The following is a 19,389-nucleotide window of genomic DNA, read 5'->3' on the forward strand; positions in this document are numbered from 1 at the left end:
AAAATAAAAAAGATTATCCATGAATAATATGATCAAAAGATGTCAGAAATCATCTTTCTCACTATTTTCATTTCAATAGAAAAATAAAAACCCGATCAGTATGAAAACAAATCGGGGTTTTTGTCTGTAATCACTCAGACCAGAAAGTTATTATAATAAAAAACCTGTTTACCTCTCTCCAAATAAACAGGTTTAACTGCACAAACATCATCTAATTATTATATTTTCATTTCTTTATGCCACACACTCTACAGCCCAAATATTTCAAATAAATGAAACCTTAAGGCTTTTTTATCACAATTGAATACTTAATCATCATTACGTAAAAAGGTTAACTCATATTCATCATGCGTAATTTTAATCTTGGTATTACGATAAGTCCGCTTATTTGGATCTAAAGATGAACTCATTACATTTTCTGCAAATTTTTTATTCGACATAAATTTTGCATAAAGCATATAACCAATACGGATTTTTTTAATGGCCTTTTTTTTACCTTTTGCTTCATATTTATCTAAGGTTTCATCTAAAAAATCTAAATTTAATTCACTCATCCATTCCTCTCTATTTTATTCTCATTCGCCACATCTTTTTTAACCGATTCTTGTGTAAATAACCAGAAAAACCACTTTATTTTTTATTTTTGTCAGAAAACTTACTTTTATTGCGCTGGGCTGTATACAACGAATCTTTCTCCATCAGTTGAAGTGATTTAAATTTAGCTTAAAACATAAAAAATCACCCTCAGGTGGTGTTAATGGTATCGATGTAAAATGAACATTTGATGAAATAGATTAAATAGACATGAGAGCTGAAAAGCTGACCAAAACTAATGATGCTGTCCATTGTAATCCATGGCTGATTTAGGTCAGCAGCAACAGTAGAGATTTTCCATAATAATTACAGCGCTAAGCGCTCTCATCGGATGTTTACAAAAACTCTTCCTTCTCCATAAGATGAATCATTCCTTATGCTGAAGTTCAATATTGCTGTGGATCAATGTGCGATTAACACATCTTATATGCTCTTACTTAAAAAATTGAGATCCCGTATTCTTCAATTTCTGACAATGGGCTATGCAAATCCGTCATCTTATGCAGCTATACGCTATAATTACGCCATATTTGCATAAAGCAAAACTGCTAGATCGGCTGCTAACTGTTTTTTATAGCCATTGCTGAATTTTGAAACATTGGAGATTTTTTGAGTGGAAAAGCCAATTATCATTTTTGATATGGACGGTACATTACTGGATCTTGCCTATGATGATTTTATTTGGAATCATCAGCTTCCTATCCGTTATGCTGAACAACACCAGTGCTCTTTAGAACAAAGTACTCAAGCGCTGTTTCAGTTTTATAAAACTCATAATCACACACTCAATTGGTATTCTACGCGCTTTTGGACAGCTAAAGTTGGCGTAGATACGCTCGCTTTGCAGCAGGAATTTAAGCACAAAGTTGGCCTGCGTGAAGGCTGTCTTGAACTTCTCGACTATTTAAAAAGTAACGGCTACCCTTGCTGGCTTGCCACTAATGCGGACTGTGAGGGACTCAAGTTCAAACTCGAACACACAAAACTAGCCTCATATTTCGATGTCATTATTAGCAGCGAAACCCTCGGTCATGCCAAGGAGTTTACTGAGTTTTGGCAACATCTCCATGAACGCCATCCTTTTGCAGCCAAACAATGCTACTTTATCGATGACACCGAAAAAGTATTAAAAGGTGCTGAAAGTTATGGTATTCAAAACCTATTTACCATTGCTCAACCCTCATCACTAGGTCTAAGCAAGACATCCAGCCCTTATCCGATCTTAAATCAGCTCACCGATTTAATTCCTTATTTAGAGCAAGCTGAGGTCACGGCCAAATATGCGTAAATCCACTTTAGCGGAAGATGCTGTAGGCATGCGCATTGACAAATGGTTATGGGCAGCACGCTTTTTTAAAACGCGCTCCATTGCCAAAAATGCAATTGAGGGGGGCAAAGTTCACCACAATGGCGAACGTGTCAAAGTGTCAAGAGAAGTTCGGGTTGGAATGGAACTCACCATACAACAAGGTATTGACAAGAAAACCGTAGTGATCAAAGAACTCTCTGACGTGCGTGGCCCCGCTCCTGTTGCACAAAAATTATATGAAGAAACTGAAGTCAGTATTACACGACGGGAATTGATTGCAAGCCAAAGAAAGTTGCATAATCTAGCTCGACCTGATCATCGTCCAAGTAAAAAAGACCGACGCGATATCAGTAAGTTTAGACAAGAAAATGATCAACAATTTGACCAATATTGGTCTTATAATGATGATGAATGACATGCGTCATATTGTGTCGCACACGATCTGACTTTTATAGAAGATACAGACTAAATCTGTCACTATACTGAGCATATTCAGTAAATATCCGTGACATCGTTTTGAGGTTGTAAGATGGATGATAATAAAAGCAAGGCGCTCAATGCTGCGCTAAGCCAAATTGAAAAACAGTTTGGTAAAAACACAGTAATGCGTCTTGGCGATAACACCGTACAAGCTGTTGAAGCGGTATCAACGGGTTCTTTGACACTTGATATTGCACTAGGCATTGGCGGCTTACCGAAAGGTCGTATCGTTGAGATTTATGGTCCTGAATCTTCAGGTAAAACAACCATGACTTTACAAGCGATTGCCGAATGTCAAAAAGCAGGTGGTACATGTGCATTTATCGATGCAGAACACGCTTTAGACCCACAGTATGCGCGTAAACTTGGCGTAGATATTGACAACCTCTTGGTTTCTCAGCCTGACCATGGTGAACAAGCACTTGAAATTGCAGACATGCTGGTTCGCTCTGGTGCCATTGACCTCATCGTTGTCGACTCTGTTGCAGCATTGACACCACGTGCGGAAATTGAAGGTGAAATGGGCGACTCGCACATGGGCCTCCAAGCGCGTTTAATGAGCCAAGCATTACGTAAAATTACAGGTAATGCAAAACGTTCAAACTGTATGGTAATTTTCATTAACCAAATTCGTATGAAAATTGGTGTAATGTTTGGTAGCCCTGAAACCACAACTGGTGGTAATGCGTTGAAATTCTATGCATCTGTGCGTTTAGACATTCGTCGCGTAGGTCAGGTCAAAGAAGGCGATGAAATCGTTGGTTCTGAAACCAAAGTAAAAGTTGTCAAAAACAAAATGGCACCTCCATTCCGCGAAGCGCTCTTCCAAATCCTATATGGTAAAGGCGTCAACCACTTGGGCGAACTTGTAGACCTGGCTGTTCAACAAGAAATCGTACAAAAAGCAGGTGCTTGGTATTCATACCAAGGTGATAAAATTGGTCAAGGTAAAAATAATGTGATCCGTCACCTTGAAGAAAACCCTCAGTTGGCTGAAACCATTGAGAAAATCATTCGAGAAAAACTACTGACGACTGCAAACGCTGCGCCTGTAGAAGAGAATGAAGAAGAGCCAGACTTTTTAGATGCTTAATTAAAAGTATCTAAAAAGATTAAATGTTATTACACGACATTTAGGCTTACACTAAGAAACGCCCTACGGGGCGTTTTGCTTATTCAGATTCATTTCATAGCCGATTATGCCTAACTCAAAATTCCCTAAACTCCTTGACTATGATGCTCTCAAACAACAATTTGGCGAGGAAGATCCCCCTGCTACTCAATACGGTCACACGCTGGTAACACAAGAAACTGCTGCTGCTTTAGATTTTGATGAAGAGAATCAACCCAAACCCACAGGTTTAACAGGTTCCCGTCTACGCTCTTATGCCTTTGCTGTATTAACACGTAAGGAATATTCAAAAGCAGAATTGATTGAAAAATTGGCCACATGGGCAATGCACCGCGAAGAAGTGATTAAACTGGTTGAAGAGCTTTCAGCACAAAACTATCAGAGTGATCAACGTGTGGCTGAGATCACTTTATCGAGCCAAAAGCGTAAAGGCAAAGGCCCTAATCGCATTAAACTGGCGCTTAAAACTAAAAAGATTGACACTGGTTTAATTTTAGAAGAACTAAAAGAAACAGATTGGGTCGAACAAGCCTATCAACTCAAAGTTAGAAAGTATGGAATTGAGGTCGCAACAGATCCAAAACTAAAAGCCAAGCAAATCCGTTTTTTAATGTATCGTGGCTTTGAAATGGACGCGATTATGAAAGCGATTTCTAGAAAAGTGGAAGATTAAACGGCTATTTACCTGCACTAGCCCACACATGGTTAATCTGTCATCTAGCTATATCAAGAAAACGTAAACAGGCTTATCATCTATTAAACCTTAAATGCTAAAAATCTAATTTACTGCAGCTCATAAGCTGACCAAGTGATGCCTAAGTTACCTTTATGTAGTGTCATCTTATAACCACTATCAACACTTGTATTATAGTATTCACTAGATCTTACTTTGAGACGCCGCACCTCACCATCAGACATTCGAACATCCAAATAATAATTTGCATATCTATTTCTTCTACTGCTGCTCTCACTTTTTTCCTTATTTACGACCTGCACATCTTGAGAACTTAAAATACTGTTATCATTTATGCTATTCACAATACCCACCAAACTCACAGAATAAATACCGACAATAGGTAGAGCAAGTGCGATCACCATGATCATTTGCCGCTTCATTTTTTGAGCAAACTTCTTTTTAAATACAACATATAGAGCTGATAGCAGAAAGCTCATACATATCAATGAATAAAATAAAAAAGCTAAATCGTGGTGCTGGATAATATCCCGTAAAAATAAAATATTGCATGCAAGCATAATTAGAAAAGCCAGCATCTCGGTAGAGATTTTAGCCTTTTGCATATAAACAATATAAAAATTACGATGCTTTGGATAACTAAGATATAGATAAACCAATGCCATACCATGAAATAAAAAATCTGACCAATCAAATATAGTAGCTAAAAAGAAAATAATAACCGTCAATGAATCTAAAATTTTTCTAATTCTTAATGCATATTTTAAATATTTTTGTTGCTGTTCACTGGAAATATTTTTTGTATGTTCTTGTATAAAATTTTGTTCTTGCTCTCGTTTATTGACGGCCTCAATATCTTCAAAATGCGCCATAAACATATTACAAATTCTTTTATATGACTCAAAATCTGAACTAATATTGACAACTTGATGATGCTGATCGACCAACAATAGACGACTTCTTTTTTTAAAATGTAAGATTTGGTAGCCTTTTATTTCACTATAGAGTACTTTTTTGACTGAAAAAACTTTACGATAGAGAAGATGGTCTTCATTAAAAACAATTTCGGTATTTATACTTTCCAACAACAAATAAAAAATACAGAATAAAACACACAAGCAAGATAGAAAAATACCTACGACAATATAATTTGAGAATCCATTTGAAATAAAATATAGAATTGAGAAATAGATAAAAATAATGGTAATTGCAAAAAATAGAAGAAAAAGCAGAATACTTTTCACTTTCTCAGAGGATTCAATACTTACAACTAGACCTGCATCAATGCCATAGTAGTCTTTCATATTTATTCTTTTTATTTATAAAACTGGTGGCAACCCTACCAGCAAGCCTTCGGCACATCATATTTCTACTACCGTTGCTACCTTCCGGTCCTGGCGGGGTTCGTAGAGTACAATTGCGAAGTAACCGGCAGGGCTACCATTGCAAGAACAGAGTATAAAGATTTTTCCCTAAGTTGCAAGCCTATAAACGACTTTTCAATAAGTATTTCATTCAATTGACTATTTATAAAACAAAATCAAGAAAAATCGCTCAATTTTTGGTAACGACTAGGCTACATTCATTTACCTAAATATACGACAACAATGTAAAAGGTTATTGCAATTCATAACGTTGCCGTTTTTAATGAGGGAAATGAATTTTGTTTGATGTGTCCCCCATCAAAGCCTTATAACACGGATATTTTATGATGCTAAAGAAGCATAGCCTATGTGCCCTCACCCTACTTTGCACAACGCCTGTTTTCGCCAATATTCCAATTGAATCTCGCGGCTTAAGCCAAGCAACGAACAATAGTGTCAATCCAACCAGCGTCGCAGTAGACACAGGTGCGAGTGCAACAGCAACCAATATTAATTGGCAAATCATGCAAAAGAACCAACAATTAGAAAGTGATTTGCGTAGCTTACGCGGTAAACTTGAAGAGCAAGACAACGAGATCGCTCAACTCAAACATGAGTTGGAAAATCGTTACGCTGACCTAGATCAACGCTTAGAGTTACTTCAGCAAAAAGTAGACCCTGAAGCGAGTACCACAACGGAGGATAACCAACAGGATACTCCTCCCAGTAACACCACAATCACCAACCCCAGCAGTAACACAACCGCAGCCGCAGTAAACAAAGCACCTGTAGTGGTCAGTACGCAAAACACATCAGAGCCATCTGAGCTAGAAAAAGCCGCGTATACTGTCGCATTGGATGCCTATAAGCAAGGTGGTGCGAAGAAAGCGATTGCACCCATGCAAAATTTTATTAAAAACAATCCCAACAGTGTTTACATCAGCAATGCATATTTCTGGTTAGCGGAATTTAATTTAGCGATTGAACCTACCAACTATGCAGAAGCGAAAAAGAACTACGGGATTGTGGCAAACCAATACCCAAACTCTTCGCGCGCACCTCGAGCCGTCTATCAACTCTATAATATTGCCAAAGAAGTGGATAAAAACTCGACTCAGGCCAACCAATACAAAGCCAAACTTCTTAAGCAATATCCCAAGTCTGAAGAAGCCTCTTTCTTTAAAAAATAATTTTCCTACAGATATAAAAAAAGACACGCGAAGTGTCTTTTTTTATCTTTGGATTAAACTTAACGCACAATGCCACGCTCTGACTGTTCTAAGGAGTCAATGAGCAATTGTACCTCAGCGACTTCAGGCAAAATTTCTGCACGGATACGTTCTAAAGCCTGCTCTGTCGTCAAACCTTCTTTATAGATCAGTTTAAATGCTGTACGTAAACCTTGAATCACATTTTTAGACCAACCTTTACGACGCATACCTTCAACATTCATCGCAAAAGCATGTGCAGGATTACCAGAAACCATCACATAAGCAGGTACATCTTTCACAATCAATGATGCACCACCAATCATGCTATAAGAATCAATCTTACAGAATTGGTGTATACCCGAGTTACCGCCGACAATCACATAGTCACCTACGTGAACATGGCCAGCCACGCCGACGTTGTTTGCAAAAATATTATGATCACCGACCACACAGTCGTGCGCAATATGCGTATTTACCATCAATAAATTATGGCTACCAATCTTGGTTATACCGTGATCCTGAACCGTGCCACGGTGTAAACTACAATGTTCACGAATTTTATTATGGTCACCAATTTCTAACCAGGTTTCTTCACCTGCATATTTTAGATCTTGGCAGACCTCACCCACGCTTGCGAATTGGAAAATTTCATTGTGTTCTCCAATACGTGTATAACCACCGACCACTACGTGCGAATGTAACTGCGTACCTGCACCAATAGTGACATTTGGACCAACAATACAATACGGTCCAATCTTTGCATCTGCTGCAATCACGGCAGATGCATCGATGATTGCTGTTGGGTGAATAAATTCGTTATTGCTCATGATTGCTCTATTTTCTGATGCGAAACCATAATTTCCGCAGATGCTGCTACTACACCGTCAACGGTGGCAATACAATTATATTTGTAAATACCACGTTTCTGCATAACCAATTCTGATTTTAACACCAATTGGTCACCTGCAACGACTTGCTTTTTAAAGCGAACTTTCTCTGCCCCTGCGAACAAGAACAAAGAACCTTCACTTGGTTTCTCATTGTTCATGATGAAACCAAGAATACCTGAAACTTGCGCTAATGCTTCGACAATCAAAACACCAGGCATAATTGGATAATTAGGGAAATGGCCTTGAAGAAATTCTTCATTAATAGACACATTTTTATACGCCACAATTCCATTTTCAGTCACATCAACAACACGATCGACCAATAAAAAAGGATAGCGGTGTGGTAAGTACTCACGAATAGTTTGAATCGTCATTGGCAATTCAGGTTTCGTGAAACTAGTAGAATTCGACTCAGTCATCATATTTCTATTTACGCAATTTAATTGTTGATTCAAGGGACTCAATTTGAGCCTGCATATGATCAAGTTTTTTTACCAATTGGGTCAATGGCACATCTGCTAATTGTCTTAAACGAACAACGGTGCGTTTCCACTTTTGATTTTCAAACAGCCCAATTCCTGAAGAATACGTTCCAGCCACAGAAATATTATTTGTGACCATTGACATTCCAGTTAACGTAACATTATCAACAATATTTAAGTGCCCTGCAATTGCAGACCCACCACCTACGATGCAATTTTTGCCAATGGTTGTACTACCGGCTATTGCAGTATTGGCAGCAAAAGCCGAATTAGCACCAATTTTAGCGTTATGGGCGATTTGCACAAGGTTATCAATAATGACACCATCTTCCAAAATTGTGTCATCCAATGCACCGCGATCAACACTACAATTTGAACCAATCCGTACATCATTTCCAATGATGACCGAACCCAATTGAGCAATTCGATGCCATTTCCCTTGATAAGGGGCAAAACCAAAACCCTCACTACCAATCACAGTATTGGCATGAATACGAACACGATCGCCAATTTTGCATGACATCAGATTTACATGCGATTCAATTAAACCGCAGCGACCAATTTCAACCCCATCATGTATGCTGACATGTGAATGAATAATCGTGTCATCGCCAACAACGCAATTTGCACCAATGACCACATAATGTCCAATATAAGCAGTATCTGAGATGATTGCAGAAGGATGTATCTGCGCAGTGCTTTCGATGCCCTGTTCAGTGTGTTTAACCTCAAAAGCATGGGTTAAAATGGCAAAGGCTAAATAAGGATTGGCAACAACAATAAAGTTTTGATGTTCAACCAAGTGATCTTTCAGATCAGCTGTAACAATGAATGCTCCAGCTTTAGACTGCTGCGCTTGTTCTAAGTACTTTTCACCATTTACAAATGCAAGATGTCTAGATTCTGCTGAATCTAGACTTGCTAATCCCTTAAGGATTAAATCAGCTTGACCTACACACTCACCTTGGACTAAACGAGCAAGATCTTCTAAGCGATACTGTTGAGGATTCATTGATTACTTAATTGCGTTAACCTTTTGAATCATTTTATCAGTTAAATCATACTTAGCGTCATAGGCAAGTGCTGAGTTTTTATTCAAAACAACATCTAATTGATTTTCTTTACGCAATTGTTCAGCAACTTGCTTCACGCGACCATCAAATACACTACGTACTTGCTGAATAGAGCTTTGCACACTGCTTTGCATGGTTTGCTGCAAAGTATTGAACTCATTCATTTTGGTTTGATACTGAGTCACCATTTTTTGCTTATCCGCAGCGCTCAGCTTATCACCTGTTTGTAAACGCTGTTGTAAGTCTTGAAGCTCTTTACTAAGTTGATCAAGCTTCGTACTTTGCGGTTGAATTTTCTGTTGAAAACTCGAATTTTGCTGTTTTAAATAGCTACTATTTTCAACAACACGCTCAAGATCCACTACACCATAGCCAGCAGCATTCACCACTGTAGAAGTTAATGCTGTAAGTGTTAAAGCTGTAAGAAATTTTTTCATATTTATATCTTTCATGTAGAGAAACGGTCGACCTTAGAAGGTACGACCGATTTCAAATTGAATGTTCTTTGTTTCATCGCCATCTTTATCATTCAATGGGTATGCATAGCTGAGAGACAATGGACCAATCATGGTAATCCAAGTAAAGCCTACACCCACGCTATAACGCATGTTATCAACATCGAAACCGAAGTTGTCTTTACAATATTGCTTAGAGTCTACATCAGCACCATTCACATAAATGGTTGAACTCGATACATTACATTGAGTATCAAAAACTTGTGCACCTTCAGCAAACAGCACTGGACGGACTTGACGTGTCCAATCCCCTTTAAATGGTAAAGGCAAAGCCAATTCTGTACCAAATTGAATCAACGCATTACCACCGACTTCTTCAGGGTCATAATCAACATCATCAGATTCACTGTACGTTACACCTGGATACTTTGGACCTAATGTGCTGTTGTCATAACCACGGACTGAACCAAAACCACCTGCATAGAAGTTTTTATAGAATGGTAAGTCATTACCATAGCCTAACTTACCATAACCGCGAAGTACGAAGTCTTTGCCTAATGGGAAATAAGCTTGAGCATCATAAGTCAGTTTTTGATATTCAACATCACTGCCTGGTAAGGCAATTTCACCATTTACACGATGTGACATACCTGATGTAGGAAACACTGGACGGTTTAAAGTGTTATATGACCAACCCAAGTTTAAGTTATACGTTAAGAAATCACCCTTAAACTCGTTATCAAATGATTCTGTTGCAGAACACTCACTAGTTGTCTCATCCCAATTCGCATCTGGACAATATGACCCTTTACTACCCGTTGCCTTTCCACCATTTGCCAATAAATAATCACGTACATAGGTCGATACATACGGACCTGTAGTCACTTCAGTTTGGTCAATGTTTAAACCTGCACTGATGCTTTGGTTTTCATCAATTGGATAACCGAAATTGATACCACCACCAAAACTATCCGTCACATAATTGTTGACGTTATAGTCTTCATCCAACTTGGTTTTACGGTAGTACATGTTATAACCACGACGTACACCATCAATCGTAAAGTACGGATCGGTCACACTTAGGTTGTAGTAATCTTGTGTTTCTGAGCGTGATAAATCAATAGCAACAGAGTTACCTGTACCCATGAAATTAGTTTGACTTAGACCCGCTTGGAAGGTTATACCGCCGCTTTGCGAGAAACCAACTGCTAAAGTACTGGTACCTGAGTGCTGCTCTTCAACATTAATGTTTAAATCAACCTGATCAGCTGTGTTCGGAACACGTGCAGGCTTGATATCTACAGTCTTAAAGAAGCCTGTACGCTCTAAACGAACTTTAGATAAATCAATTTTCTCATTACTTGCAAGTGCACCTTCCATTTGGCGCATTTCACGACGTAATACTTCATCCGCAGTTTTCGTGTTGCCGGTAAAGTTAATACGACGCACAGTTACTTGCTGACCTGGATTCACATAATAATTTAAATCCACCAGATGAGTTTCTTTATCGATCTGAGGCACGACGTTCACTTCTGCATAGTAATAACCCGCATTACCGTATTTACGCAGAAGCAACTGTTTAACAGCATTCACTTTTTCTTGTGAATAGATATCGCCATCTTTATAAATTTGCAAAGCTTTCAGTTCTGCTGGCGTGTATAAAGCATCGCCCAAAAATTTGGTTTCGCCAAATTTAAACTGTTCGCCTTCATCCACTGAAACTTCAACAAAAATATTCTTTTTATCTTCACTTAAATTTAAGCTTGAGTGATTGATATTAAAGTTGATATAGCCTTTGTTTAAATAAAGTGCACGTAAAGACTCTAAGCTTGCAGCCATCTTTTCACGTGCATAACGGTCATTACGTGAAATAATGGAAGTCCAACCACTTTCTTTTACCGCAAACGCTTGTTCAATTTCGCTTTCTTTAAATACGGTATTACCAATAATATTGATATCTACAACTTTTGCAGCCTTACCTTCAACAAACTCAATAGTAAGATCTACACGGTTGTTCGGCTTCGCTGTTGTCACAACTTTTACATCAGCATCATAACGACCTTGCTGCATGTACTGTTGTTCAAGCTCAGACTCAACCGTCTGTAGCGCTGATTTTTTCAGCACTTCACCTTCGGTAATCCCCATCTTCTTCAAGCCTTCTTCCAAGGCCTCTTTAGGAATGAGTTTATTACCTTTAAATTCAACTTTAGAAATTAGTGGACGTTCGACAACTTTGAAAACCAGCGTATCACCCTGCTTTTCTGTTTTAATGTCATCAAACAAACCTGTTGCATATAAACTACGAATGGCATTGGCAAGTGCTGCATCGCTCACACGATCCCCACTATTCAACGGAATCATTCCATAGACATTTGCTGGCGTTAAACGAACAAGTCCATCAACCTTAATATCACGTACTATATAATCTTCTGCTGCATATACTTGTTGTACTGTTGCCATAGCACTGATGAGCGCCAAAGGCATAAATAAATGTGTGTGCTGCATGCCAGTTTTTTCCGATGTAAAATTTAATTCCGTATCTACGCTTTTTACAAACGCATAAAATCATTGAATAGTGCCAAAAGCATCATACTTCCGAGCAATACCATACCAATTTTTAAACCAACCAATTGTATTTGTTCAGAAACAGGTTTACCACGTATTAGTTCTATAAAATAATAGACCAAATGTCCACCATCAAGCATAGGAATAGGCAATAAATTTAATATCCCTAAACTTACACTCATCAGTGCCATAAATGAGATAAAAGTTTGCCAACCCATTTCCGCACTTTGTCCTGCGACTTTGGCAATCGTGATCGGTCCTGATAGGTTGTCTAGACCAATCAAACCGCGCACCATTTTCACAATCGAGTTCAAAATCATACTCGACAGTTGACCGGTTTTATCCACCGCCATCATGAAGGCTTCAGCAGGATTATATTGTATCGTTTGTTTATATTCTGTAGGAATACTGATTTTCCCAGGGTCACTTTGTACACCTAAGACACCAGAAACCTTGCCCATATTGTCGCGCTTACCTTGCGGCATCACCTCAAGTTGTACTAATTTATTTTGACGAAGCACATCAATTTTTAACAATTTCTCAGGTGAAGCTTGAACCACTTGAACCACATCAAACCAATCATTCATCTTAATGCCATCAATCGCGACAATTTTGTCACCTTGTTGCATACCCTGACGAATGGCTGCACCATCTTCGCTCAACTTAGTCACGACCGCAGGAATTTTAGGTCGATAAGGCGTAAAACCCAGAACATCAAGCGGAGACTGTGTTTGATCTTTCAAGAAGTTTTGAATAGGCAAACTAAATGTCTTAACTTGTCCCGCACGTTCGGCCTGAATTTGGATTGATCCCGTTTCACCTACACGATCAACCAAGGCAAAATTCAACTTTTCCCAAGTGGGTGTCGTTAAGCCATCAACAGCGGTAATTTTATCGCCCACTTGCATTTGAACTTGTGCTGCAGGTGTATTAGGTAGCACTTTACCCACACGTGTATTCAACTGCTCTTGTGCAGGTAAAAACAAAATCCAAAACAGAAAAATGGCGAATGCCAAGTTAATCAATGGGCCAGCTGCAACAATTGCGATACGCTTCCAAGGTGACTGACGATTAAATGCTTTGGGCGCATCCTCTTCAGCAACATCACCTTCACGCTCATCCAGCATTTTGACATAACCACCCAAGGGCAATGCCGAAAGCTGATATTGAATACCTGACTTTTTAGAAGTCCACTTTAAAACCGTTGGCCCAAAACCAATGGAATAAACTAAAACTTTTACGCCCAATTTACGCGCAACAAAATAGTGCCCAAACTCATGTATTGCAATAAGTGGGCCTAAAAGCAAAATTGCCGCAACAATCATAAACAAGGCGCTCATGCTTAAATTCCTATATTCACCACATATTGCTGAGCAACATGACGTGCGTTTTGATCGGCTTCTAAAATAACATCAAGTTGTGTTGCTGCTTGATGTGGGATGGTATTCAAAGTGTGTTCAACAATAGCAGGAATACCCATAAACCCCACCTGTTGATTTAAAAATGCAGCAACCGCAATTTCATTGGCTGCATTTAAAATCGCTGGGGCTGTGCCCCCAGTTTTCATCGCTTGACGTGCCAAGCTTAATGCAGGGAATCGATGCGTATCTGGCGCTTGAAAATCCAACTGATGATTTTTAAATAAATCTAAAGCTGGAACATGGGTTTGAATACGCTCAGGCCATGCCAACGCATGTGCAATCGGCGTACACATATCAGGATTTCCCATTTGCGCCAATGTTGAACCATCCACATATTGCACCATGGAATGAATAATACTCTGCGGATGCACAACTACTGTAACAAAATGTTCTTCGATTGAAAAAAGATGACAAGCTTCAATTAGCTCTAACCCTTTGTTCATGAGGGTCGCCGAATCAACCGAAATTTTCTGCCCCATGGACCAATTCGGGTGTTTGCACGCCTGCGCAGGCGTTACATTATGTAATTCATCTAAACTATGCTTAAGAAATGGCCCACCGGATGCGGTCAGAAGAATACCAGAGACTCCGAGTTTCGGCTGTCCGTGACGCTCAGCTTGTAAATAGGTCTGGGGCAAGCATTGAAAGATTGCATTATGTTCAGAATCTACAGGAAGTAAAAGAGCCTGATGATCATGAGCAGCCTGCATCATGATGTCACCCGACATCACCAGCGCTTCTTTATTTGCCAAAAGGACACGCTTTCCTGCTTTTACCGCTGCTAGCGTCGGCATTAAACCTGCCGCACCAACAATCGCCGCCATTACCACATCCACTTCTGGATGTTCAGCAACTGCGATGAGGCCTGCCTCATCCGCCAAAATTTCAATGTTTTGTAAATTGGCTGCGACTAGAAGCTGGCGCAGTTCATCTACTTTGGCTTGAGGTACAACTGCAATTTCAGGTTGAAACTGCTGACAAATATCGACAAGTTCTTGCATCCGACTATGTGCCGTAACAGCAAACACAGTGTAGTGTTCAGCATGTTGTTGCAATATTTTTAAGGTGCTCTGCCCAATCGAACCAGTAACACCCAAAATACAAACAGATTGAGACATTTACAAATCTACGCCAATAAGTTTTAACACATATACACCCGCAGCAAAGATAGGTGCCGCAGCCAGTAGCGAGTCAATACGATCCAATACCCCACCATGCCCTGGCAAAATACGACCTGAGTCTTTAATTCCAGCACGACGTTTAATCATAGACTCAAACAAATCACCGAGCACCGAGCTAAATACAGTCACTACAGATAAAATAAGAAATAATAAATGCTGTGCGTACGTTAGGTCTAAATAGAGGATTTCAACAGCGACCACAATGATCATGGCCGTAATCACACCACCATAGAGACCTTCCAACGATTTATTTGGACTCACTTCAGGTGCAAGTTTACGCTTACCCAGTTTACGCCCAACAAAGTATGCCCCGCTGTCAGCACCCCATACCAATAAAAACAGGTACATCAGCCACCATGGAGACATCTTCCAGAGTGCAAAAATAGCAGTCACAGCCGAAGATATCAGAACAATCCCAACCACTTTAAGGGTTGAATTATACCAAGCATCATAATTTGGATAGGATTTAACCCAATACAGACTGAGCAACCAGCATAGAATAGAGGCAGCCCAAAGTAGAAGTGCAATATCGTTAAAGTATAAAGCAAGTGTAGCAAGGCCAGCACTGAGTAAACCAAAACCCCACGCTAGAGGTTTATTAACATTTTTTGTTGTACGGGGCATGAGTTTAAACCACTCATAGCCTGCAACCCCTGCCGCAATAATCATCAGCACAAACATTGGATAGTGTGACTGGGTTGCAAACATACAACTCAGTACAACGGCCACCAAAACCAATGCGGTTATAATCCGCTCTAACATTTATTAGTTCTCAATTTTATCTTGTAGAATTTGTTCCGTCGTTTTCCCGAAACGACGTTCACGCCCACCAAATACAGCCAAGGCGTCATCAAACTCTTCTACACTGAACTCTGGCCAAAGAGTTGGAGTGAAGTAAAGCTCTGCATAAGCTGCTTGCCACAACATAAAGTTCGATAAACGAAAATCCCCGCCTGTACGAATCAATAGATCCACAGCGGGTAAATCACTCAAACTAACGTATTGGCCAAAAACATGTTCATCAATTTGCTCAGGATCTAACGCTTGAGATTGAACAGCAAGTGCAATCTGCTTAGCCGCATGCGCCATATCCCACATCCCACCGTAACTAATTGCGATGGTCAAAGTCATCTTGTCGAAATTAGCAGTGTCTTGTTCGGCATGCAACATTAAGTCACGCAATTGCGGAGATAATTTAGAACGATCACCAATAAAACGTAAGGACATTTGATATTGATGCATACGAGGCAACTGTTCATGAATCGTGTCTTCCAACAATTTCATGAGCAAATCAACTTCAGCTTGAGGGCGCTTCCAATTTTCACTCGAAAAAGCAAAAACGGTTAATGCTTGAATATTTTTTTTTCGGCAATGCTCGACAATCGGGTCAAGGACATTTTTTCCTTCACGGTGACCATCGCCCTTTTGCATTGCATTTTTTTTGGCAAAACGATTGTTGCCATCCATGATGATGGCAACATGTTTTGGAAGAGTAAGCTTATCTTCTGAATCGGTCATTATACAAATTAGACCTTCAACAACTCAGCTTCTTTATTCGCAAGACGTTTGTCGATTTCAGCAACAAACTTATCTGTGATTTTTTGAATATCATCAGATGCACGACGTTCATCATCTTCAGAAATTTCTTTTTCTTTCAACAATGCTTTGATGTCGCCCAGTACATCACGGCGAATATTACGTACTGCAACTTTTGCATTTTCAGCTTCGTTACGCGCAACTTTTTGCATGTCACGACGTGTTTCTTCCGTCAATGCAGCCATTGGAACTCGAATCGCATCAGCCGTAATTGGGTTTAAGCCCAAATCTGACTCACGAATCGCTTTATCAATTGCCGCAACCATCGTACGCTCAAATGGCTGAACCAACAATGTACGCGAGTCTTCAACACCCACGTTTGCCACTTGGTTTAATGGCACATCTGAGCCATAGTAAGGAACCATTACCCCGTTTAAGATAGATGGATGCGCACGTCCAGTACGAACCTTGGCAAAACCATGTTCTAACGAGTCAAGTGACTTGTTCATACGGTCTTCTGCGTCTTTTTTAAGATCGTTAATCATGTGATCTTCCTTACTTAATTCGAAAAGATATAAATTCTAAAATAGCGTGTAGTATAAAGAGCTTTCGAGGTCACGTACATTAGTTCGTTACGTGAGTACCCTCTTTTTCACCCATAACCACTGAAAGCAATGAACCTGCTTTATTCATGTCAAAGACTTGAAGCGGCACATTGTGGTCACGACACAAGCAAATCGCTGTTAAATCCATCACACCCAATTTCTCATCTAACACTTGGTCAAAAGTTAAGGTGTCATATTTAACGGCATCATCGTATTTGCTTGGGTCTTTGTTGTAGACACCATCAACTTTCGTTGCTTTTAGGATCAGGTTGGCTTCAATCTCGATACCACGTAAGCATGCTGCTGTATCTGTGGTAAAGAACGGATTACCTGTACCTGCGACAAACACACAAACTTCACCTTGTGTTAGATGACGAATGGCATCACGGCTTGAGTATGATTCAACTACAGCACCAATTGGCAATGCTGACATCAAACGAGTTTTGATATTACGGCGTACCAAAGCATCACGTAATGCCAAACCATTCATCACGGTTGCAAGCATACCCATTTGGTCACCGGTTACACGACCAACCAAACCATCTTTTTGTAATTGACTACCGCGATATAAGTTACCACCACCCACAACAATCCCGACTTGCACACCCAAACCCACTAAGTGCGCAATTGCCAAAGACATTTGATCAAGGACTTGAGCATCAATACCCATATCTTTATTTCCAGCCAATGCTTCGCCAGAAAGTTTCAGTAAGATGCGTTCAAAACGTGGTTTTTTAGAATCCAACATCGCAATAACTCCAATATCTAAATTTTAAAATTTTATTTGTGTCTTAATTCGATTTAATCGAAATCAATTGTGCATACAGATCATATTCATCTGCATCGGTAATTTCGACTTCTAACAAATCGCCTGATTTAATCTGGCTTTTATCAATATCTTCCACAAAGACATTGCCATCAATTTCAGGAGCATCTGCGTATGAACGTGCAATCGCAACTGGGAATTCTTCATCAAGCTCATCGACCAGCACCGTCATTTTCTGACCAACACGCTTTTGAAGTTTTGCAGCAGAAATCGCCTGTTGCACTTCCATAAAGCGTTCATAACGCTGTTGCTTAATCTCTTCAGGCACGTGATCTGGCAAGTCGTTTGCTGTCGCACCTTCAACAGGCGAATAGGTAAAGCAGCCTACGCGATCAAGTTGTGCTTCTTTTAGCCACTCAAGCAAGATTTCAAAATCTTCTTCAGTTTCGCCAGGGAAACCCACAACGAAGGTTGAACGAATTACTAAGTCAGGACATTTTTCACGCCACAGCTTTAAACGCTCAAGTGTATTTTCACTATGCGCAGGTCGTTTCATCAGTTTTAGAACTTTTGGGCTGGCATGTTGGAATGGAATATCCAAATAAGGCAAAATTTTGCCTTGTGCCATCAAGTCAATCACTGCATCCACATGTGGATATGGATATACATAGTGCAAACGCACCCAAATACCGAGTTGACCTAAGGCCTCACACATGTCATAGAACTTCGTCTTAACAGGTTGACCATTCCAAAAGTCTAATTTGTATTTGGTATCGAGGCCGTAAGCAGAAGTATCTTGGGAGATAACGAGTACTTCTTTTACACCGGCACGTTTAAGCGCAGCCGCTTCTTCTAAAACAGAACCGACTGGGCGAGACACTAAGTCACCACGCATACTTGGAATAATGCAGAAGGTACAACGATGGTTGCATCCTTCTGAGATTTTTAAGTACGCATAATGCTTCGGCGTTAAACGAATCCCTTGTTCTGGAACAAGGTCAATAAATGGGTTGTGTTTTGGTGGCTCAGGCACGTATTGGTGCACAGCTTCCATCACTTCTTGATATGCAGCCGCCCCTGTCACTTTTAAGACATTTGGGTGCATTTGGCGAATTTTGTCTTCGTCTTTACCTAGGCAGCCCGTAACGATTACACGACCGTTCGCACTCATGGCTTCGCCAATGGCATCTAAAGACTCTTGCACTGCAGACTCAATAAAACCACAGGTATTTACAACAACTAAATCCGCACCGTCATAATCTGATGCTACATCATAACCTTCAGTCTTCAACTGAGTTAAAATTCGTTCGGAATCAACCAATGCCTTAGGACAACCTAAAGAAACAAAACCGACTTTGGGGGATTTCATGAATCTGCGCTCCACTAGAATGCGCGTATTGTATGTCTTTTCTGTTTATAAAAACAGATCGATTCCACACTCTTTGTTTAATGCACCAAAATAAAACCAACACTGTAGTAGAATTAACATAACGCACCATTTTAAGCCACTTTCGGTTTACTTGATTTTTAGAATCCGCTATATCTTTAGCTAATCGTTCATTTACAGCGCATTCCGCAAAAAAAGTGTGCTCATTTCACTATACAAAATCAAAGTTGGCGTGCATTTTGCT

19 protein-coding genes and 1 other RNA gene are annotated in these 19,389 nt (G+C 39.8%); 5 read left to right on the forward strand and 15 right to left on the reverse strand.

Annotation, left to right across the window (positions count from 1 at the left end):
- Positions 1-308: 308 nt before the first annotated feature.
- Positions 309-554: a hypothetical protein gene (locus tag PTT44_RS05005; RefSeq protein WP_004696593.1), complete on the reverse strand. Its 246-nt coding sequence runs from the start codon at positions 552-554 to the stop codon at positions 309-311.
- 653 nt (positions 555-1,207) lie between these two features.
- Here PTT44_RS05005 and PTT44_RS05010 point away from each other — a divergent pair.
- The 4 genes from PTT44_RS05010 to PTT44_RS05025 all read left to right on the forward strand — a co-directional run bounded on the left by PTT44_RS05010 (position 1,208) and on the right by PTT44_RS05025 (position 4,188).
- On the forward strand, positions 1,208-1,882 hold the full coding sequence (locus PTT44_RS05010) for an HAD-IA family hydrolase (RefSeq protein WP_273795554.1): 675 nt from the start codon (positions 1,208-1,210) through the stop codon (positions 1,880-1,882).
- Positions 1,875-2,318, forward strand: coding sequence for an RNA-binding S4 domain-containing protein (locus PTT44_RS05015; RefSeq protein WP_004696588.1), 444 nt, complete (start codon positions 1,875-1,877; stop codon positions 2,316-2,318). Before PTT44_RS05010 ends, PTT44_RS05015 begins: the two co-directional genes overlap by 8 nt.
- Positions 2,319-2,432: 114 nt before the next feature.
- A complete protein-coding gene (gene recA, locus PTT44_RS05020; protein WP_005401034.1) occupies positions 2,433-3,476 on the forward strand; it encodes a recombinase RecA in 1,044 nt (347 codons plus the stop codon).
- 106 nt (positions 3,477-3,582) lie between these two features.
- Positions 3,583-4,188: a regulatory protein RecX gene (locus PTT44_RS05025; protein ID WP_168158829.1), complete on the forward strand. Its 606-nt coding sequence runs from the start codon at positions 3,583-3,585 to the stop codon at positions 4,186-4,188.
- Between the two features lie 110 nt (positions 4,189-4,298).
- Here the strand turns inward: PTT44_RS05025 and PTT44_RS05030 are convergent, their stop codons facing one another.
- Positions 4,299-5,513, reverse strand: a complete 1,215-nt coding sequence (locus PTT44_RS05030; protein WP_252726128.1) for a hypothetical protein — start codon at positions 5,511-5,513, stop codon at positions 4,299-4,301.
- A 33-nt stretch (positions 5,514-5,546) separates the two neighbouring features.
- An RNA gene (gene ffs / locus PTT44_RS05035) (signal recognition particle sRNA small type) lies at positions 5,547-5,643 on the reverse strand.
- Between the two features lie 274 nt (positions 5,644-5,917).
- Here ffs and PTT44_RS05040 point away from each other — a divergent pair.
- Entirely contained in the window at positions 5,918-6,763 is an 846-nt protein-coding gene (locus PTT44_RS05040) for a YbgF trimerization domain-containing protein (protein WP_058869820.1), read from the forward strand.
- Positions 6,764-6,822: 59 nt separating this feature from the next.
- Here PTT44_RS05040 and lpxA read toward each other — a convergent pair whose 3' ends face one another.
- The 12 genes from lpxA to rimO all read right to left on the reverse strand — a co-directional run bounded on the left by lpxA (position 6,823) and on the right by rimO (position 19,127).
- Positions 6,823-7,611: an acyl-ACP--UDP-N-acetylglucosamine O-acyltransferase gene (gene lpxA, locus PTT44_RS05045; protein WP_168158830.1), complete on the reverse strand. Its 789-nt coding sequence runs from the start codon at positions 7,609-7,611 to the stop codon at positions 6,823-6,825.
- Positions 7,608-8,093, reverse strand: a complete 486-nt coding sequence (gene fabZ / locus PTT44_RS05050) for a 3-hydroxyacyl-ACP dehydratase FabZ (protein WP_010326983.1) — start codon at positions 8,091-8,093, stop codon at positions 7,608-7,610. The genes lpxA and fabZ overlap by 4 nt, the downstream gene beginning before the upstream one ends.
- 7 nt (positions 8,094-8,100) lie before the next feature.
- Complete coding sequence (gene lpxD, locus PTT44_RS05055; protein WP_168158831.1) at positions 8,101-9,168, reverse strand: UDP-3-O-(3-hydroxymyristoyl)glucosamine N-acyltransferase; 1,068 nt, start codon at positions 9,166-9,168, stop codon at positions 8,101-8,103.
- A 3-nt stretch (positions 9,169-9,171) separates the two neighbouring features.
- Positions 9,172-9,666: an OmpH family outer membrane protein gene (locus tag PTT44_RS05060; protein ID WP_010326985.1), complete on the reverse strand. Its 495-nt coding sequence runs from the start codon at positions 9,664-9,666 to the stop codon at positions 9,172-9,174.
- A gap of 33 nt (positions 9,667-9,699) precedes the next feature.
- A complete protein-coding gene (gene bamA, locus PTT44_RS05065; RefSeq protein WP_029575049.1) occupies positions 9,700-12,189 on the reverse strand; it encodes an outer membrane protein assembly factor BamA in 2,490 nt (829 codons plus the stop codon).
- A gap of 44 nt (positions 12,190-12,233) precedes the next feature.
- On the reverse strand, positions 12,234-13,589 hold the full coding sequence (gene rseP / locus PTT44_RS05070) for an RIP metalloprotease RseP (protein ID WP_168158832.1): 1,356 nt from the start codon (positions 13,587-13,589) through the stop codon (positions 12,234-12,236).
- Between the two features lie 2 nt (positions 13,590-13,591).
- Positions 13,592-14,788: a 1-deoxy-D-xylulose-5-phosphate reductoisomerase gene (gene ispC, locus PTT44_RS05075; RefSeq protein ID WP_010326988.1), complete on the reverse strand. Its 1,197-nt coding sequence runs from the start codon at positions 14,786-14,788 to the stop codon at positions 13,592-13,594.
- Positions 14,789-15,613, reverse strand: a complete 825-nt coding sequence (locus PTT44_RS05080; protein WP_004981939.1) for a phosphatidate cytidylyltransferase — start codon at positions 15,611-15,613, stop codon at positions 14,789-14,791.
- 3 nt (positions 15,614-15,616) lie between these two features.
- Positions 15,617-16,369: a polyprenyl diphosphate synthase gene (uppS, locus tag PTT44_RS05085; protein ID WP_058869827.1), complete on the reverse strand. Its 753-nt coding sequence runs from the start codon at positions 16,367-16,369 to the stop codon at positions 15,617-15,619.
- Positions 16,370-16,377: 8 nt separating this feature from the next.
- Positions 16,378-16,932 (reverse strand): ribosome recycling factor, encoded by a 555-nt coding sequence (frr, locus tag PTT44_RS05090; RefSeq protein ID WP_010326990.1) that lies wholly within the window; start codon positions 16,930-16,932, stop codon positions 16,378-16,380.
- A gap of 79 nt (positions 16,933-17,011) precedes the next feature.
- A complete protein-coding gene (pyrH, locus tag PTT44_RS05095; protein WP_004696558.1) occupies positions 17,012-17,740 on the reverse strand; it encodes a UMP kinase in 729 nt (242 codons plus the stop codon).
- A 43-nt stretch (positions 17,741-17,783) separates the two neighbouring features.
- Positions 17,784-19,127, reverse strand: a complete 1,344-nt coding sequence (gene rimO, locus PTT44_RS05100) for a 30S ribosomal protein S12 methylthiotransferase RimO (protein WP_004696556.1) — start codon at positions 19,125-19,127, stop codon at positions 17,784-17,786.
- Positions 19,128-19,389 lie beyond the last annotated feature (262 nt).

Source organism: Acinetobacter sp. Gutcm_16, assembly GCF_028649355.1.
Taxonomy (GTDB): domain Bacteria; phylum Pseudomonadota; class Gammaproteobacteria; order Pseudomonadales; family Moraxellaceae; genus Acinetobacter; species Acinetobacter johnsonii.

Coding starts and splice junctions, on each gene's coding strand:
- PTT44_RS05005 (WP_004696593.1), bottom strand. CDS start 554: ATGAGTGAATTAAATTTAGATTTTTTAGATGAAACCTTAGATAAATAT.
- PTT44_RS05015 (WP_004696588.1), top strand. CDS start 1,875: ATGCGTAAATCCACTTTAGCGGAAGATGCTGTAGGCATGCGCATTGAC.
- recA (WP_005401034.1), top strand. CDS start 2,433: ATGGATGATAATAAAAGCAAGGCGCTCAATGCTGCGCTAAGCCAAATT.
- PTT44_RS05025 (WP_168158829.1), top strand. CDS start 3,583: ATGCCTAACTCAAAATTCCCTAAACTCCTTGACTATGATGCTCTCAAA.
- PTT44_RS05030 (WP_252726128.1), bottom strand. CDS start 5,513: ATGAAAGACTACTATGGCATTGATGCAGGTCTAGTTGTAAGTATTGAA.
- PTT44_RS05040 (WP_058869820.1), top strand. CDS start 5,918: ATGATGCTAAAGAAGCATAGCCTATGTGCCCTCACCCTACTTTGCACA.
- lpxA (WP_168158830.1), bottom strand. CDS start 7,611: ATGAGCAATAACGAATTTATTCACCCAACAGCAATCATCGATGCATCT.
- fabZ (WP_010326983.1), bottom strand. CDS start 8,093: ATGACTGAGTCGAATTCTACTAGTTTCACGAAACCTGAATTGCCAATG.
- lpxD (WP_168158831.1), bottom strand. CDS start 9,168: ATGAATCCTCAACAGTATCGCTTAGAAGATCTTGCTCGTTTAGTCCAA.
- PTT44_RS05060 (WP_010326985.1), bottom strand. CDS start 9,666: ATGAAAAAATTTCTTACAGCTTTAACACTTACAGCATTAACTTCTACA.
- bamA (WP_029575049.1), bottom strand. CDS start 12,189: ATGCAGCACACACATTTATTTATGCCTTTGGCGCTCATCAGTGCTATG.
- rseP (WP_168158832.1), bottom strand. CDS start 13,589: ATGAGCGCCTTGTTTATGATTGTTGCGGCAATTTTGCTTTTAGGCCCA.
- ispC (WP_010326988.1), bottom strand. CDS start 14,788: ATGTCTCAATCTGTTTGTATTTTGGGTGTTACTGGTTCGATTGGGCAG.
- PTT44_RS05080 (WP_004981939.1), bottom strand. CDS start 15,613: ATGTTAGAGCGGATTATAACCGCATTGGTTTTGGTGGCCGTTGTACTG.
- uppS (WP_058869827.1), bottom strand. CDS start 16,369: ATGACCGATTCAGAAGATAAGCTTACTCTTCCAAAACATGTTGCCATC.
- frr (WP_010326990.1), bottom strand. CDS start 16,932: ATGATTAACGATCTTAAAAAAGACGCAGAAGACCGTATGAACAAGTCA.
- pyrH (WP_004696558.1), bottom strand. CDS start 17,740: ATGTTGGATTCTAAAAAACCACGTTTTGAACGCATCTTACTGAAACTT.
- rimO (WP_004696556.1), bottom strand. CDS start 19,127: ATGAAATCCCCCAAAGTCGGTTTTGTTTCTTTAGGTTGTCCTAAGGCA.